Origin of the sequence: Pseudobutyrivibrio ruminis (assembly GCF_015057245.1) — a bacterium.
GTDB classification, from domain to species: domain Bacteria; phylum Bacillota; class Clostridia; order Lachnospirales; family Lachnospiraceae; genus Pseudobutyrivibrio; species Pseudobutyrivibrio ruminis_E.
Map to the genome: position 1 here is coordinate 1 of NZ_SVET01000009.1, position 16,409 is coordinate 16,409.

14 protein-coding genes and 1 pseudogene are annotated in these 16,409 nt (G+C 38.2%); 11 read left to right on the forward strand and 4 right to left on the reverse strand.

Annotation, left to right across the window (positions count from 1 at the left end):
- Positions 1–365 precede the first annotated feature (365 nt).
- Positions 366–1,589, reverse strand: a complete 1,224-nt coding sequence (locus E7274_RS08795; protein ID WP_304175344.1) for an argininosuccinate synthase — start codon at positions 1,587–1,589, stop codon at positions 366–368.
- 262 nt (positions 1,590–1,851) lie between these two features.
- On the opposite strand from E7274_RS08795, the gene argC reads away from it, so the two are divergent.
- The 5 genes from argC to E7274_RS08820 are packed head-to-tail and all read left to right on the forward strand — an operon-like array spanning position 1,852 to position 6,767.
- Entirely contained in the window at positions 1,852–2,904 is a 1,053-nt protein-coding gene (gene argC, locus E7274_RS08800) for an N-acetyl-gamma-glutamyl-phosphate reductase (RefSeq protein WP_304175346.1), read from the forward strand.
- Between the two features lie 18 nt (positions 2,905–2,922).
- Positions 2,923–3,423: a GNAT family N-acetyltransferase gene (locus E7274_RS08805; RefSeq protein ID WP_242839250.1), complete on the forward strand. Its 501-nt coding sequence runs from the start codon at positions 2,923–2,925 to the stop codon at positions 3,421–3,423.
- Positions 3,424–3,435: 12 nt separating this feature from the next.
- Positions 3,436–4,659 carry a bifunctional ornithine acetyltransferase/N-acetylglutamate synthase gene (argJ, locus tag E7274_RS08810; protein WP_304175348.1) on the forward strand — a complete coding sequence of 408 codons (1,224 nt, stop codon included), beginning with the start codon at positions 3,436–3,438 and terminating at the stop codon, positions 4,657–4,659.
- 22 nt (positions 4,660–4,681) lie between these two features.
- Positions 4,682–5,578: an acetylglutamate kinase gene (gene argB, locus E7274_RS08815; protein ID WP_033153932.1), complete on the forward strand. Its 897-nt coding sequence runs from the start codon at positions 4,682–4,684 to the stop codon at positions 5,576–5,578.
- Positions 5,571–6,767 (forward strand): aspartate aminotransferase family protein, encoded by a 1,197-nt coding sequence (locus E7274_RS08820; RefSeq protein ID WP_304175350.1) that lies wholly within the window; start codon positions 5,571–5,573, stop codon positions 6,765–6,767. Before argB ends, E7274_RS08820 begins: the two co-directional genes overlap by 8 nt.
- Here E7274_RS08820 and E7274_RS08825 read toward each other — a convergent pair.
- Complete coding sequence (locus E7274_RS08825; protein ID WP_304175352.1) at positions 6,764–7,996, reverse strand: sensor histidine kinase; 1,233 nt, start codon at positions 7,994–7,996, stop codon at positions 6,764–6,766. The two genes, E7274_RS08820 and E7274_RS08825, sit on opposite strands and share 4 nt — an antisense overlap.
- A 2-nt stretch (positions 7,997–7,998) precedes the next feature.
- Positions 7,999–8,673 carry a response regulator transcription factor gene (locus E7274_RS08830; protein WP_304175354.1) on the reverse strand — a complete coding sequence of 225 codons (675 nt, stop codon included), beginning with the start codon at positions 8,671–8,673 and terminating at the stop codon, positions 7,999–8,001.
- Positions 8,674–8,850: 177 nt separating this feature from the next.
- Between E7274_RS08830 and E7274_RS08835 the strand changes: the two genes are divergently transcribed.
- Complete coding sequence (locus tag E7274_RS08835) at positions 8,851–11,103, forward strand: hypothetical protein (protein WP_304175356.1); 2,253 nt, start codon at positions 8,851–8,853, stop codon at positions 11,101–11,103.
- A gap of 41 nt (positions 11,104–11,144) precedes the next feature.
- On the opposite strand, the gene E7274_RS08840 is transcribed toward E7274_RS08835, so the two are convergent.
- On the reverse strand, positions 11,145–11,657 hold the full coding sequence (locus E7274_RS08840; protein ID WP_304175359.1) for a SprT-like domain-containing protein: 513 nt from the start codon (positions 11,655–11,657) through the stop codon (positions 11,145–11,147).
- Positions 11,658–11,753: 96 nt separating this feature from the next.
- Between E7274_RS08840 and E7274_RS08845 the strand changes: the two are divergent.
- The 5 genes and pseudogenes from E7274_RS08845 to E7274_RS08865 form a co-directional block, all read left to right on the forward strand.
- A pseudogene (locus E7274_RS08845) lies at positions 11,754–12,497 on the forward strand (DNA/RNA non-specific endonuclease); the annotation flags it as partial.
- A gap of 165 nt (positions 12,498–12,662) precedes the next feature.
- Positions 12,663–13,235: a ComEA family DNA-binding protein gene (locus E7274_RS08850; RefSeq protein WP_304175361.1), complete on the forward strand. Its 573-nt coding sequence runs from the start codon at positions 12,663–12,665 to the stop codon at positions 13,233–13,235.
- A gap of 21 nt (positions 13,236–13,256) precedes the next feature.
- Positions 13,257–13,955, forward strand: a complete 699-nt coding sequence (locus E7274_RS08855; RefSeq protein WP_033153935.1) for a response regulator transcription factor — start codon at positions 13,257–13,259, stop codon at positions 13,953–13,955.
- 12 nt (positions 13,956–13,967) lie between these two features.
- A complete protein-coding gene (locus E7274_RS08860) occupies positions 13,968–15,404 on the forward strand; it encodes a sensor histidine kinase (protein WP_304175363.1) in 1,437 nt (478 codons plus the stop codon).
- Positions 15,404–16,393 (forward strand): GerMN domain-containing protein, encoded by a 990-nt coding sequence (locus E7274_RS08865; RefSeq protein WP_304175364.1) that lies wholly within the window; start codon positions 15,404–15,406, stop codon positions 16,391–16,393. The genes E7274_RS08860 and E7274_RS08865 overlap by 1 nt, the downstream gene beginning before the upstream one ends.
- Positions 16,394–16,409: the final 16 nt, after the last annotated feature.

The window sequence follows — 16,409 nt, forward strand, 5'->3', positions numbered from 1 at the left end:
TGGCTGTATAGTGTTTAGAATTATCACAAATTAAATGATATATTATTTTATAAATTATTTCTATCTAAATGACATTGCCGCCGTCCTAGCGGCAGCTGCCAATTCATATCAAATATCTCTTTTTATTTTTCTAAGTTCGCTCCAAAGCAAATAGTAATAAATACAAAGCTAGTTTAAGACTGATGATTACTAAGTGTAGTGTTTGTCCGTCTCCACCCATACCTTATCGATAGAATTGTAAAACTTTGTAAGAACACCTACTAATAAATATGGGCGACTACACATTTAGATAATCATAAATCTGCGACGTACCCTGGCTCCCTGGGGCTCTGGGCCCCGTTGGGGTGGCCTGGGGTACGTATGTTTTACTTAGTCTTTTGGTTTTCGGCAAGCTTCATGGCGCGGACCTTAAGTGGGAGGCCCCAAAGTGTGATGAAGCCTTCGGCGTCGTGGTGATCGTAAAGGTCGCCAGTTGTGAAGGATGCAAGTGACTCTGAGTATAGAGAGTATGGAGAAGTTGTTCCGGCTTTGATGATGTTGCCTTTGTAGAGCTTGAACTTAACTTCGCCTGTAACGTATTCCTGTGTTGACTTTACGAATGCCTGGATAGCGTCGCAAAGAGGTGTGAACCATTTGCCTTCGTAGCAAACCTGTGCAAGCTTTGCACCCATTTCTTTTTTCACTTCCATTGTCGCGCGGTCGAGACAAAGCTCTTCAAGCTGAGCGTGTGCCTCCATGAGGATAGTGCCGCCTGGTGTCTCGTATACGCCACGAGATTTCATACCTACTACACGGTTTTCAACTATATCTACAATACCAACCCCGTTTCTACCACCAATTTCATTTAATTCCTTGATGATATCTGATACCTTCATTTTCTTTCCATTTACTGATGTTGGAACACCCTTTTCGAATGTCATTGTGACATACTCTGGCTTGTCTGGAGCCTTCTCAGGTGGAGTAGTAAGCATAAGTAAGTGATCATAATTTGGTTCCTGAGATGGATCTTCAAGCTCGAGGCCTTCGTGACTGATGTGCCAAAGGTTTCTGTCACGGCTGTAAGACTGGTCTGTAGAGAATGGAAGATTAATGCCGTGAGCTTTGCAGTAGTCGATTTCATCCTGACGAGACTGAAGCTTCCATTTGTCACTTCTCCATGGAGCAATTACTTTGATGTCTGGCGCAAGTGCTTTAATGCCAAGCTCGAAACGAATCTGATCGTTTCCTTTTCCTGTAGCACCATGGCAGATTGCAACAGCTCCTTCTTTTTTGGCAATTTCTACAAGCTTTGCAGCAATACCTGGACGAGCCATAGCAGTTCCAAGTAAGTATTTATTTTCGTAAATAGCGCCTGCCTGTACACAAGGTACGATGTAGTTGTCGCAGAAATCGTCAACAATATCTTCTATATATAATTTAGAAGCGCCAGATGCTTTTGCTCTTTCTGAAAGGCCATCCAATTCCTCGCCCTGTCCGCAATCGATACAGCAGCAGATTACTTCGTATCCATAGTTTTCCTTAAGCCATGGAATGATAGCTGTGGTATCAAGACCACCTGAATATGCAAGTACAACTTTTTCCTGTGCCATAATGTATATCTCCTTTTGAATTTATTGTTCTATAGTCTGAAAATACTGTACTACAATAAAGTGATAAATTCAAGGGTTATTTATACATGAAAATAGCATAAAAATAAATTTAGTTAATTTTAACGTTGAAATACCGAAATATATAATGTATATTTATGCAATATTAATTCATATTTTTGCGCTACAGCACTTTACTTCGTGAAAGTAAAGTTATACAATGAATGCAGTTGTACAAAAAAAACAGAGAAGGAAATGCATAATTATGATTAAAGTAGGTATTATCGGTGCTACAGGATATGCTGGAGCAGAAATTGTAAGAATTCTATATAGTCATCCAGAAGCTAAAATCGTATGGTATGGCTCACGTTCATATGTGGATGAGAGATTTGCTTCTATATATAAGAACATGTTCACTTTGGTGGAAGATAAATGCTTGGATGATAATATTCTTGAGCTTTCAAAACAGGTCGATGTTATCTTTACAGCAACCCCTCAGGGATATTTAGCAGGTGTTCTTACAGAAGAAATTCTTAGCAATTGTAAAGTAATCGATTTATCTGCTGATTATCGTATTAAGGATGTTGCTACATATGAAAAGTGGTACGGCATTGAGCACAAGAGTCCTCAGTTTATTGAGGAAGCGGTTTATGGTTTATGTGAAATCAATAGAGATAAGGAAGTAGGAGCAAGACTTATTGCAAATCCTGGTTGCTACACAACATGCTCGATACTTACAGCTTATCCACTTGTAAAGGCAGGTCTTATTGATCCTACATCAATTATTATTGATGCAAAGTCAGGAACCAGTGGTGCAGGCAGAGGAGCAAAGCTTCCTAATCTTTATTGCGAAGTGAATGAAAGCATTAAGGCATATGGAGTTACATCTCATCGCCACACACCTGAAATCGAAGAGCAGCTTGGATATGCATGCGGCCAGGAGATTATGATTAATTTCACTCCACATCTGGTTCCTATGAATAGAGGTATTTTGGTTACAGAGTATGCAACACTTGTTAAAAAGGATGGAAAGCTTCCTACAAAAGAGCAGGTAATGAAGGCCTACCACGACATGTATGATGATGAATTCTTTGTGAGAGTTCTTGAATATGGCGAGTGCCCAGAAACTAAGTGGGTTGAAGGAAGTAATTTTGTAGATGTTAGCTGCAAGATTGATGAAAGAACAGGTCGAATCGTTATGATGGGTGCTCTTGATAATCTTGTTAAGGGTGCTGCAGGGCAGGCTGTTCAGAACATGAATATTATTTTTGGTTTAGATGAAAAGATGGGACTTGATTTTGCACCAATGTTCCCATAGGTAATAGGGGTAGTAAGTATGGTTGTACAGGAAAATTTTAAGATTTCAATGGATTTAGGTGTATATACAGAGTATCAAATTCGCACCATGGAAGAGTCTGATTATGAAGAGGTTTATGAACTTTGGACAACAATTCATGGATTTGCAATGCGAAGCCTTGATGATTCAAAAGAGGGAATCTTAAAGTTCATTAAGAGAAATCCTAACACATCTGTAGTGGCGGTTGTTGATGGCAAAATAGTTGGTTCTATTCTTGCTGGACATGATGGTCGCCATGGGAGCTTTTATCATGTTTGTGTTCATGAGGATTATCGCAAACACGGTATAGGAAAAGCTATGGTTACATCGGCAATGGTTCGTCTGAAAAACGAAGGAATCAATAAGGTTCAGTTGGTTGCCTTTTCTGGAAATGAAATTGGAAATCATTTCTGGCATGCAGAGGGATGGAGAGAGCGCGAAGATTACAACACATACGATTTCGTTTTAAATGACGAGAATATAATCAAATTTAATAGTTAAGGAGTACATATAATGAAGGTTATAGATGGTGGCATTACAGCGGCACAAGGTTTTGAGGCAGCAAGCACAGCAGCAGGGATTAAATATCAGGGGCGTACTGACATGGCAATGGTTTATTCGAAGGTGCCATGTGTATCTGCTGGAACATTCACAACTAATGTGGTAAAGGCAGCATGTGTTCAGTGGGATATGAAAATTGTAAAATCTGACAAGCCAGTTCAGGCAGTTGTTATAAATTCAGGTATTGCAAATGCCTGCACAGGTCAGGAAGGCTTTAACGCATGTGAAGCTACAGCAAGAGGTGTTCAGGAGGTCCTTGGTGTACCTTACGATACTGTAGCAGTGGCATCTACTGGTGTAATCGGAATGCAGCTTCCTGTTGATAAGCTTGTGGCTGGTGTAAAAGCTATGGCACCAAAGCTTGATGGAAGTGTAAATGCAGGAACAGAAGCATCAAAGGCAATCATGACTACTGATACTGTAAATAAGGAGATTGCAGTTTCATTTGAGATAGATGGTGTGGAAGTAAAGCTTGGTGGAATGAGCAAAGGCTCAGGAATGATTCATCCTAATATGTGTACAATGCTTGCTTTCCTTGGCACAGATCTTGATATTGAAAAGGAGCTTCTCCAGGAAGCAGTCAGCGATGTGGTCGCAGATAGCTTTAACATGATTACAGTTGATGGAGATACATCCACAAACGATACACTTATCTGCATGGCAAATGGCTTGGCCGGCAACAAGAAAATCACTGATAAAGGTAAGGACTACGAGACATTCAAAGAAGCCCTTTCTTATGTATGTACTAGTCTTGCTAAAACAATGGCTGCTGATGGAGAGGGTGCAAGCAAGCTTTTCGAGGCTACTATCGTAAATGCCAAGTCGAAAGAAGATGCAAAGACATTGGCACGTGCGATTGTTGGGTCTAATCTTTCAAAAGCTGCAATCTTTGGATGTGATGCGAATTTTGGTCGTTTCCTTTGTGCAATGGGATATTCTGGAGCAAACTTTGACCAGAATGACGTGGAGCTTTTCTTCAAAAGTGCAAATGGAGAGTTAAAGGTTTTTGATAAGGGAACACCTATTGTATTTGACGAAGAGGAAGCTTTAAAGATTATGAAGGCCGATGCAGTTACAGTTTATGTAGATATGCATGAAGGAAATGCAGAGGCTACAGCTTGGGGCTGCGACTTAACATATGACTATGTAAAGATTAATGCAGATTATCGCTCATAATAAAAACTGGGAGGACAACACAATGGACAAGAGCATGTTAGCTGTTATGGACAAGGCAGAGGTTTTAATTGAAGCATTACCATATATTCAGCGTTTTAATCGAAAGATAATTGTTGTTAAATATGGCGGAAGTGCCATGATTGACGAAGAGCTCAAAAAGCAGGTTATTCAGGATGTTACTTTGCTTAAGCTTGTTGGATTCAAGCCAATCATCGTTCACGGTGGTGGCAAGGAAATCAGCCGTTGGGTTGAAAAGACAGGAATGGAGCCTGAATTCATTAATGGTCTTCGTAAAACGGATGAAGCCACAATGGAAATTGCAGAGATGGTTTTAAACAAGGTTAACAAATCACTTGTTCAGAACGTCCAGTCCCTGGGAGTAAATGCAGTTGGTGTATCAGGAAAGGACGGTGGCCTTTTGAAGGTTCAGAAGAAACTTTCTGATGGCCAGGATATTGGTTTTGTAGGAGAAATCACTGAGGTGAATCCAAAGATAATTATGGATTTACTTGAAAATGATTTTCTCCCAATTGTTTGTCCTATTGGAATGGATGAGAATTTTGTTACTTACAATATCAACGCAGATGATGCTGCATGTGCTATAGCAAAAGCGGTAAATGCTGAGAAGCTTGCTTTTCTTACAGATATTGAAGGAGTTTATAAGGATAAGGATGATCCAGATTCACTTATTTCTGAGCTGACTGTTGAGGAAGCCAAGGACTTGATTGGTGATGGATATATTGGCGGCGGAATGCTTCCAAAGCTTAACAATTGCATCGAAGCTATTGAACAGGGAGTAAGCCGTGTGCATATTTTGGATGGAAGAATAGCACATTGTCTTCTTCTTGAAATCTTTACTAACAAGGGAATTGGAACAGCTATTATTGGAGATAAGGATACGAGGTATTACAATGAATAAGAAGGAATATATAGAGGCAGCAGATAATTGTTTATTACATGTATATAATAGATTTCCAGTTATATTTGATTATGGAAAAGGCGTGTTTTTATATGATGAGCTAGATGAGAAATATTTGGATTTCGCATCTGGAATAGGTGTTATGGCTTTTGGATATGGTAATGAAGATTATGAGGCTGCTCTTACAACTCAATTAAAACGCATTACGCATACATCAAATCTCTATTATCATGTACCTATGATAGAGGCAGCACAAAAGCTTACAAAGGCATCTGGAATGGATAAGGTTTTCTTTACAAATTCAGGTGCAGAAGCAATAGAAGGTGCACTTAAGACTGCAAAGAAATACGCATATACGAAGAAAGGACCGGGAGATTATGAAATCATTGCCATGGAAAACTCATTCCATGGTCGCACCGTTGGTTCTCTTTCAGTAACAGGAACAGAGCATTACAGAGAGCCTTTTTATCCTTTAATGGCAGGAGTTAAATTTGCAACATTTAATGATTTTGGTAGTATTCTTGCAAATCTTAGTGATAAGACATGCGCAATTATTATGGAAACCGTTCAGGGAGAGGGCGGTCTATATCCAGCTGATGAGACTTTCCTGAAGAAAGTGCGTGAGATTTGTGATGAGGAAGATATACTTTTGATTCTCGATGAAGTTCAGTGCGGCATGGGAAGAACAGGAAGCATGTATGCATTCCAACAGTATGGTATTAAGCCTGATATTCTCACCACTGCAAAGGCACTTGGTAACGGTGTACCAATTGGAGCATTTGCTGTTACAGACAAGGTGGCCCAGAGCTCTTTAGAGCCGGGAGATCATGGCACAACCTATGGTGGCAATCCACTTTGTACTGCAGCGGTTTCTCAGGTGTTTGACATGTTTGAGGATTATAAACTAATCGACCATGTAAAGGAGATAACACCTTATTTTGAGCAGGTTCTTGATAATCTTGTTAATAAATACGATTTTATTACAGAACGAAGAGGTATGGGCTTGATGCAGGGACTTGTGCTTACAATTCCGGTAAAAGAGGTTGTAAGTAAAGCATTGTTAGAGCAGCATTTGGTTGTACTTTCCGCAGGTGCTGATGTTTTAAGACTTTTACCTCCACTTGTAATCACAGAAAATGACATAGATTTATTCAAAGAGAAGATTACAAATGTATTTGATCAGTTTTAAAATCTAGCGTTAAACACCACATTTCCGTCAGAGGAATCAACCCATATTTTCCCGCCATGTTCGGTTACTATGGCTTTGGCTATTGATAGTCCAAGGCCGTAGTGACCGTTATTTTCTGTTCTTGATTGGTCAGATTTGTAGAATCGTTCAAAAATCATTTCTCGTTCATTATCTGGTATTATTTCACCTGTATTTGATGCTGATAAAAGTACTTTTCCATTATCTTCAGACAAGGAAATAAGAATGTTACCGCCTGCACTACAGTGGCTTATTGCATTGTCAGTTAAAATAGAAACAAGCTTTTCTATGTTTTGGCTGTTGCAGGTTTTGATGATGTTTTCCTCTATGGAATAGTTTAATTCTAGGCCACGTTCAAAAGCTGTAGCTTCGAATGGCATTATGTTGGCAAGGGCCAGCTCACTGAGGTTTATTTCATGCATGACTGGTTTTATATTTTCAAGTCGCGCCAAGTCTAAAAGCTGATGAACAATTGTAGACATTCGTTCATTTTCATATTTTATATTGTCAAGCCAAGGGTTATTTGCCATATCTCTGCTAAGCAGTTCAGCGTTGGCACTTATAGTAGAAATAGGTGTCTTTAGTTCGTGACCCGCATCTGATATAAACTGTTTTTGCTTTTCGTATACTGTTTCGATTGGCTTCATTACCCATCCAGAAAGAATAATTGTTAGGATTGTTAGGATCAGAATTGAAATCAAACCGAAGACTATCATATTTTTAATAAGATAAGAGATAGTCAAATCTATAAGTACAGTATCCATCATGGTAACTAAAATATAATCATCGCCACGGGTGATTAGGTAGGTGACTGTTTTTCCTTCTCCATAATCACTTTCAGAATCTAAAAGATTCTTTGCGTATGAAATAAGTGCCTCATCAGAGAAACCTGATGGTGCGTCGTTTAAGATATCAACAGCGTTTCCATTTAAATCGAATGCAACTGCATAAAATGTGGATACCTGAAAATTGTGAAAGGTTGTGCTAGGAGTTATATCAGAGGCTTCAGCTATATCCATATGATTCATTTGGGAGGCTTCAGGGAATCCGTTAGTGTCGTAAGAATCAGCAAAAATCTGTAGCATCTCTTTATTTTCTTTTGTAGTTTGTACTTTGGTTGTACCGTAAATGATGGCAAGTGTTGAAAACATAATAGCTATCAAAAATAGCATCATTATAAGGACTAAACGTAATCTTGATTTTGATTTCATTATTAACCTCGTAATTCGTATCCCATTCCTCTTATAGATTTAATTTCTGTTTTTGTGCCGAGAAATTTTAGTTTTTTTCTGGTAAATGAAATGTATACTTCCACATTGTTGTATTCCGCTTCATTGTTATAACCCCACACTTTCATGGCAAGCTGTTCTTTTGAAAGTATCTGACCATTGTTTGAAATGAGACATTCCATGATTTTAAATTCCTTTTCAGGAAGTCGTATTTCCTTATTAGTGGTAGTGCATATTAGGTTTAAGGATTTTGTATTTAGATTTAAATCGTAGGCAGAAAGTATGCCATCTGTATCCTTTATATTTCTTCGAATTAATGCTCGAAGTCTTGCTAAAAGTTCTTCTATTTGAAATGGTTTTGTAAGATAGTCGTCGGCGCCACAGTCTAGTCCAGTTACTTTATCTGTAATATCACTTTTTGCAGTGAGCATAATTACTGGAGTGGAAATACCTTCGCCTCTTGCCATCTTCACTATTTCAAATCCATTCATGCCAGGTAGCATCACATCACAAATGACTGCATCATAAGTATTCTGCAGGATAGCGTCGTAGCCTCCAAGTCCTTCATCTTTAACATCAACAGTGTAACCCTCTTGCCTTAGAAGCTCTGATACAGCTGCAGACATTCTTTTTTCATCCTCTATTAAAAGTATTTTCATATTTACACCTCATAATTACTCATATTAATTATAAGATAATCTTAATAATAAATGCTTGAAGAAACCTTGAAAAATCAATGTTCAAATAATCTTCACATTGTTTCAAGCTTTCTTCAAGGTTTCTGGACTAAATTACAATCACAATAGAAAACGAAAGCAATATGAAGGAGGCTTTTAATGAAAAAGAGATTTGTTTCTTTATTAATGGTTGCAGCTCTTGCTACTAGTATGGCAGCATGTGGAACAACTTCAGACACATCTGTTGAATCAACAACAGAAGCAACTGCAACTACTGAAGTAAGTGAGGAGCAAGCTTATATAGAGGAAACTCTTAACCTTGCAAACAATGACGAAGTTACTTGGAGCTATGATTCCGAAGCAGATGCATGGATTATGTCAATTGTATCAGCTGTTGCTTATCCGGAAATAGAAGATGAGCAGGGTGTTTCTGTTTGTGTTCCAGGGGCTTATGTAACTGGTATTGATACAGATGGTGATGGTGAGGCAGATGTTACTGCGACAGATTATACTGAAGCAGTTAACGGTTCACTTGTAATTGATTACGAAGCTGAAATCGTCAGTTCAAATGGTCAGGTTTATACAGCAGCAACTGCTCCTGTAATTGTAAATACAGGTGCTGCCGGATATAGCTCATCAACAAATACTGAGGCTGCTACAACATATGCATCTGAGGGTTATATCAACATGTCTTGTGGTAACAGAGGAAAGAACGATACAGCAACAGATGAAGATGGAAATGAGTATTATACAGGCGATGCACCTAGCTGTCTTGTAGATCAAAAGAACGCTATTAGATTTGTTAAGTATAATATCCTCCTAGGAAACCTTCCAGGAAGTACAGAATATTTTGTATCAACCGGTGGATCTGGTGGTGGAGCTCATGCGACTATGGTTGCGGCAACAGGCAACAATTCTGATTTCTATGATTATGAAATTGAAGCTGGTGCAGTAGGTGTTTACCAAAACGAGGATGGATCGTACTCAACATCAGTTACAATTGATGGAACAACATATGAGATTTCAGATGGTGTTTGGGGATGTATGGCATACTCAGCAATTACATCTTTATATGAAGCCGATATGGCACTTGCCTTTGAATACTATATGGATACTGATTATGATTTCGGTACAGAATTCAAGGAGCAGTTGGCAGAATACCTTTCAGAAGAGTATATGGAATATATCAATGAACAGAATCTTTCTGTGAATGAAGCAGATGTTGAGCTTGATATAAATGGCGATGGCGATATGACAGATACTATTTCACTTACTATCGAGTATGATGAGGAAAAGTATGCTGATACAAATGGCTATGGTGGAACATATGTAGATTTCTATCTAGCAGAATTTGTTTCAAACCTTCAGTGGTATTTGGATAACTTAGATTATGCAGAAGGATGGACATGGTTTGATGAAGATGGTAATGCACTTTCTGATGAAGAGGTAGAAAACATGACTTCTGAGGAAAAAGCAGAGGCATTTATTGAAGGTAGATATGCAAAGAGCTCTTCAAGTGACGATATGATGGGCGGCCCTGGCGGCGGTGCACCAGATGGAGCACCTACAGGTGAGGCACCTACAGGAGAAGCTCCTGGTGATGCTAGCGCAGATACAGAGTCTGCTTCAGAAGATGAAGATAGAAGCTTCGCTAATGATGATGTAGCAGCAAACTCTGCTGGTGACACAATGGATGTTGGTACACCTGATGAGGGAACAACTCAGTCTGCAGGTACAACTACTGATTCAGCTAACTACAGTACATATGAAGAAATGCTTGAAGCATACGAAAGCGATATTGCTGAAATTGAAGCTGGTGATAAGTATGGCAACAATATAGTAGATCTTTATAATCCACTTAACTACATTGGTGATGAAGATACTGATGACGCTACATGGGTAAGAATTCTTTGCGGTGCATCAGAAGGTGATATTTCAATGTTCAATTCTTTAAATCTTCAGATTGCAATGCTTTCTGCAGGTATTGATGCAACAATTGATTGGCAGTGGGATGGTGGACATGTTCCATCTGAAATCCTTGGAGATAGCCTTTCATACTATGTAGATAAGATGTATGGAGAATACGTAGATGGTGCAGTTTCTATCACAAAGGCAGAAGCAGAAACACAGACAGAAAATGGAGATGCTACTGAAGCAACAGGAACAGACATATCAAGTTGGGTTGATTACAGTGACATTTCATCGGTATCATTTAGTCTCGCTGATGCTGTAAGTTACAGAACAAATGGCGCTAGCAAGACAGTACCAGGATTTGATGTTATGGATTACGGTCAGGAAGATTATGTATTCGGTGACAGCGATTCTGATGCACGTCATTGGAGCGAAAAGCTTCTAGAGGTATTGGAAGAGCACGCAGACGTACTTTCAGAATTATTCAATTCAGGAGAGTAAATAATCTTGTATTAACAACATAAATTTCTAGAATTCGATTTTTAGCTTACAGTTTTTCTAGACCAAGCTGATGCGCCACATCTGGCACATCCATAGTATCTATAATATTTAGTGAATTTAGAGTCTCGCTTGCGGTAGATTGTGGCACCACAGTTGCCGCAAGTGAAGACATATTTTACATTCATTTCTTTACTTTCGTAGTTTTCAACGCCTTTTTCTATACCTTGAGTAACACGCTTTATATTGTAACCGTACACTTGATTTACAACTTCTGCGTAATATTTCCATTTTCCAGTATGACGCATGCATCCTTTGCAGGTATGAAGTAATTCATGAATTATAGTTTCTTTGCAGGCTGTTTCAGAAATTCTATCATCTTCTAAAAGCCTGGCAGCTATTTCTATGGAGTAGCTACCATCTGGATTCAATTTACAAAGTCCCCAGCGAGTTTTTGCTCTAGTATTAATTTTCCAAGATGAAATGTTTCCTAATTTAATTCCAAGATGAGTAACTTCATCTATGCACTTTTCTTTTAATGTTTCAAAATCCTTCAACGTTGTATATCCTTTGATTTTCATGTCAAGTCTGATATTGGAATTGTATCATATGTTATGATTATATATAAGGCAAGACAGCAAGGAGGGACTTGAATGAGAAAGAAAAAATTATATACGATTTTGATTGTATCAGTGTTATGCATAGCAGATTATTTGTACTATGGAACTAGCAATGCAGGTAATGATAATAATGAGATAGTAGAATCCATTGAAACTACTCAAGACACTGACAGTGATATTGATACAGTTCAACTTGATGAAGATTATACTGATAATCTTTATACAGTTGTAAACGACAATGTGCCATATTTTTCAGAGGAAGATTTGACTCGTACTGATGCTTTTGAAACATATAGTGAACTAGATTCTTTAGGCAGATGTGGAGTAGCTTATGCAAATATATGCCAGGAGCTTATGCCTACAGAACCACGAGGTGAAATTGGTAGTGTAAAGCCTAGTGGATGGCATACTGTAAATTATCATGAATATGTGGATGGAAATTATCTTTACAATAGATGCCATCTAATTGGATACCAGCTAAGTGGTGAGAATGCCAATGAGAAAAATCTTATTACTGGCACTAGATATCTAAATGTTGAGGGAATGCTTCCTTTTGAAGATAAGGTTGCAGAATATGTCGAGGAGACAGGAAATCATGTTTTATACAGAGTCACACCTGTATTCGAAGGCGATAACTTGGTGGCTTCCGGTGTTCAGATGGAGGCTTATTCAGTAGAAGATCAAGGGACAGGAGTTATGTTTAACGTATATTGTTACAATGTGCAGCCAGGAATAACTATCGACTATGCTACTGGTGAAAGCCAGCTAACTAGTGAGTCTAATGAATAGATTTATATCTATAAAAAACATTAAATTTTTGAAATTATGTCAAAATTATTTTGATTTTACAACATTTTGTAAAACTATTGTAATATATGAAAAAATTAGCTACAATAAGCAGGACGATATTGGAGTCTCCTACAGAAAATTATAGGAGATTACATGAAGAAATTTTTATTTATTGCTTGTTGTAGCATTTTTTTATTTACAGGATGCGGTCAAGCATCATATTTTCAATCAACGGAGCTAGTAGATTCCACAGAAGAAACACCTAAAGAGCAAGAGATGGTTGAGGAATTATTGCCGGAAACTATATTTGTTCAAGTTGCAGGTGCTGTTGAGAATCCTGATGTTTACGAATTACCAGTTGGCTCCAGAGTCTATGCAGCGATAGAAGCTGCAGGTGGTCTGTTAGATTCAGCAGACGATAGCGATATTAATCAGGCGTCAGTGCTTGAGGACGGACAGAAGCTATACGTATATACGATAGAAGAAGCCGAGGCACTAAAGCAAGAGATGATTGCATCGTCACAGCAGGACGACGGACTTGTCAATATTAATACAGCCAGCGCCGCTGAGCTTCAGTCATTACCTGGAATTGGAGAGGCTAAAGCAAAACAAATTGTATCCTACAGAGAGGCTAACGGAGATTTTTCTTCGATAGAGGATATAAAAAATGTTTCAGGAATAGGCGATGGTATTTTCAACCAAATTAATTCACTTATCAAAATTTAGAGAATAGTATAGAGGATTGTTATGGCTAAAAAAGTTTTAGTAGTTGATGATGAAAAACTAATTGTAAAAGGAATTAGATTTTCTCTTGAGCAGGATGGTATGGAAGTGGATTGTGCTTATGATGGACAGGAGGCTCTTGATTTAGCTTCAGCCAATTCATACGATATGATTCTTCTTGACGTTATGCTTCCAAAGCTTGATGGATTTGAGGTTTGTCAAAGCATTAGAGAGTTTTCTAATGTTCCTATTGTTATGCTTACTGCTAAGGGCGATGATATGGATAAAATCCTTGGCCTCGAGTACGGCGCAGACGACTACATTACTAAGCCATTCAACATCCTTGAAGTAAAGGCTCGCATCAAAGCAATCATGAGAAGAGCAGCTTTGGGACAGCCAGTGGCAACTGATCATAAGGCAGAGGAAAACATCGTAGAGAACGGTGATTTAGTTTTAGATAAGAGCAATCGCCGTCTTACAATTCTTGGTGTTGAATATAATCTTACTTCAAAGGAATTTGACATGCTTCTTTTACTTGTCACTAATCCTAAGAAAGTATTTTCAAGAGAGGATTTGCTCCACACTATTTGGGGAGAAGACTACCCTGGTGATGAGCGAACAGTAGATGTCCATGTCAGACGTCTCAGAGAAAAAATCGAGCCAAATCCAAAGGAGCCTAAATACGTTCGCACAAAGTGGGGCGTTGGCTACTATTATATGTAAAGTGGGTTGTTAATGAAAAAGTTATTTAGTCACGGTTATTTTCGCAGTATAGGTTTTAAAATAGCATTTATTATCATTTGCGTAGGCATCATTCCATTTGTGGTTTGTGTGCCTATTTCTATGCGTGCATATGAATCAGTTTCTATCAGAACTGATGCAACAAATCTTATGGCACAGGCCATTTCCTACAATAGCCAAATTGTAACAAGCGGTTATCTTACAGGGGATGATAATTCACTACTTGATACACAACTTAAAGCGGTAGCAGAAAGCTATAATGGTCGAATTCTAGTGGTGAATTCTGCTTTAAAGATAGTGAGAGATTCCTTCTCTGCTGACGTTGGAAAGACTGTTATTTGGGAGAATATTATATATTCGATGCAGGGACAGTCTTTGTATTACTATGATAAGCTTACCAATTATCTTATTGTTACAGTTCCTCTTACCAGCTCAGAGGGAGAGACCGTTGGTGTTTTGGTTATTAACAAATCAATGGATTACATCCTTACAAATGAGGACACGTTTCTATCCTATATGTTAATAGGCGAGATTATTATTGTTTCTTTGACACTTATTGTTGCTGTGCTTTCTCATATTCACTTTACAAAGCCAATGAAGCGCATGTCTAAGTCTTTAGATGCGATTGTTCGTGAATATACAAGTGAGATGCCAGAGGAAAATTCATTCACAGAGTTACAGGATATTTCTTCAAAATTTAACGAAGTAATTGGAAAGCTGCACTCTATAGATGAGTCTCGTCAGGAGTTTGTTTCAAACGTGTCTCATGAGCTAAAGACTCCACTTACATCTATGAAGGTTTTGGCGGATTCTCTTAATGGTTCAGAAGATGTACCAATCGAAATGTACAAGGAATTCATGCTGGATATTGGTGATGAGATTGATAGAGAAAACAAGATCATCAATGACCTTCTTAGTCTTGTAAGAATGGATAAGAGTGGCGCACAGCTTAATGTTACAGCTGTAAACATCAATGAGCTTATTGAGCATATTCTAAAGAGACTTAAGCCTATTGCAGAAAAATCTGATATTGAGGTAGTTTACGAATCATTTAGACCAGTTGTAGCAGAGGTAGATGAAGTCAAGTTTACACTTGTTGTTACCAATCTTGTTGAAAATGCTATTAAATATAACAACGAAGGTGGATGGGTTCATATTTCATTAAATTCAGATCACCAATTCTTCTATATCAAGGTTGAAGACAATGGTCTTGGAATCCCTGAGGATTCAGTGGAGCATATTTTTGAAAGATTTTATCGTGCAGATAAATCTCATTCTAGAGAAATAGGTGGAACAGGTCTTGGTTTGGCCATTACAAAGAGTGCTATTGCTATGCACAATGGTGAAATAAAAGTCCGCTCAAAGCTCAATGAAGGCTCTACATTTGATGTGCGAATTCCTCTGAACTACATTGAAAAGGAGGTGCACTAATGAAAAGATTACTTAGCTTAATTCTTACAATTACATTAGCCCTTTCAATGGTTTCTTGTGGATCAAAGAATGAAGAGTCGGACTATCAGATTTATTATTTAAAATCTGATAAAGCGGGAATCGTTCCAATTGCTTATACTTTCCAGTCTGATAACACTGCAGAAATGGTAGAAGAGGCCATTAATGAGCTGGCTGAATCTCCAGATGATATAGATTATATCAATACAATTCCATCAGAAGTTGAAGCGAAAAGTTGGGAAATCAACGATGGTAATCTTAGCCTATATTTAGTTGGAGGCTATGACTCATTAGATACTTACACAGAGATTCTTGTCAGAGCTGCTATCGTAAAAACGTTAGTTCAGATTGATGGTGTGGAATCTGTTTCTATCTATGTAAATGATGCGCCACTTGCTGATTCAAATGGTGATAGTATAGGTGCGATGACGGCAGATACCTTTATTGAGGATTTTGGACAGGAGACAGACTCTCTACTTTCATCAGAACTGACTTTATATTTTGCTAGTGCGGACGGTATGTCTACAGTGGCAGAAACAAGAGAGGTTTATTACAGTCGTAATGTTACAATTGAGAGACTTGTTATAGAACAATTATTGAAGGGCCCTGATTCAGATGAGCTCCTTTCAGCGATTCCACCAGGAACAAAGCTTAATTCTATTTCTGTTTCAGAAAATGGAGTATGTATAGTCAACTTTGACGCTGCTATTGAGTCTACAGTAACAGGTGTCACTGAAAATGTTACTGTATACTCAATCGTAAATTCGTTGACAGAATTGGACAATATAAAGCAGGTACAGATTTTGGTTAATGGAGATACTCCACATATCTCTAACGTGGACGTAGACTTGTCTTCGTCTATTTCTCGCAATGAGGATATTATCAATGAACTTGCTGATCAAGATGAAGAAGACGAAGAGCTTTATTTGGAAGATGATAGCGATTTTGACTATACCGAAACAGAAGAATAATATTTAACAAGGAGGA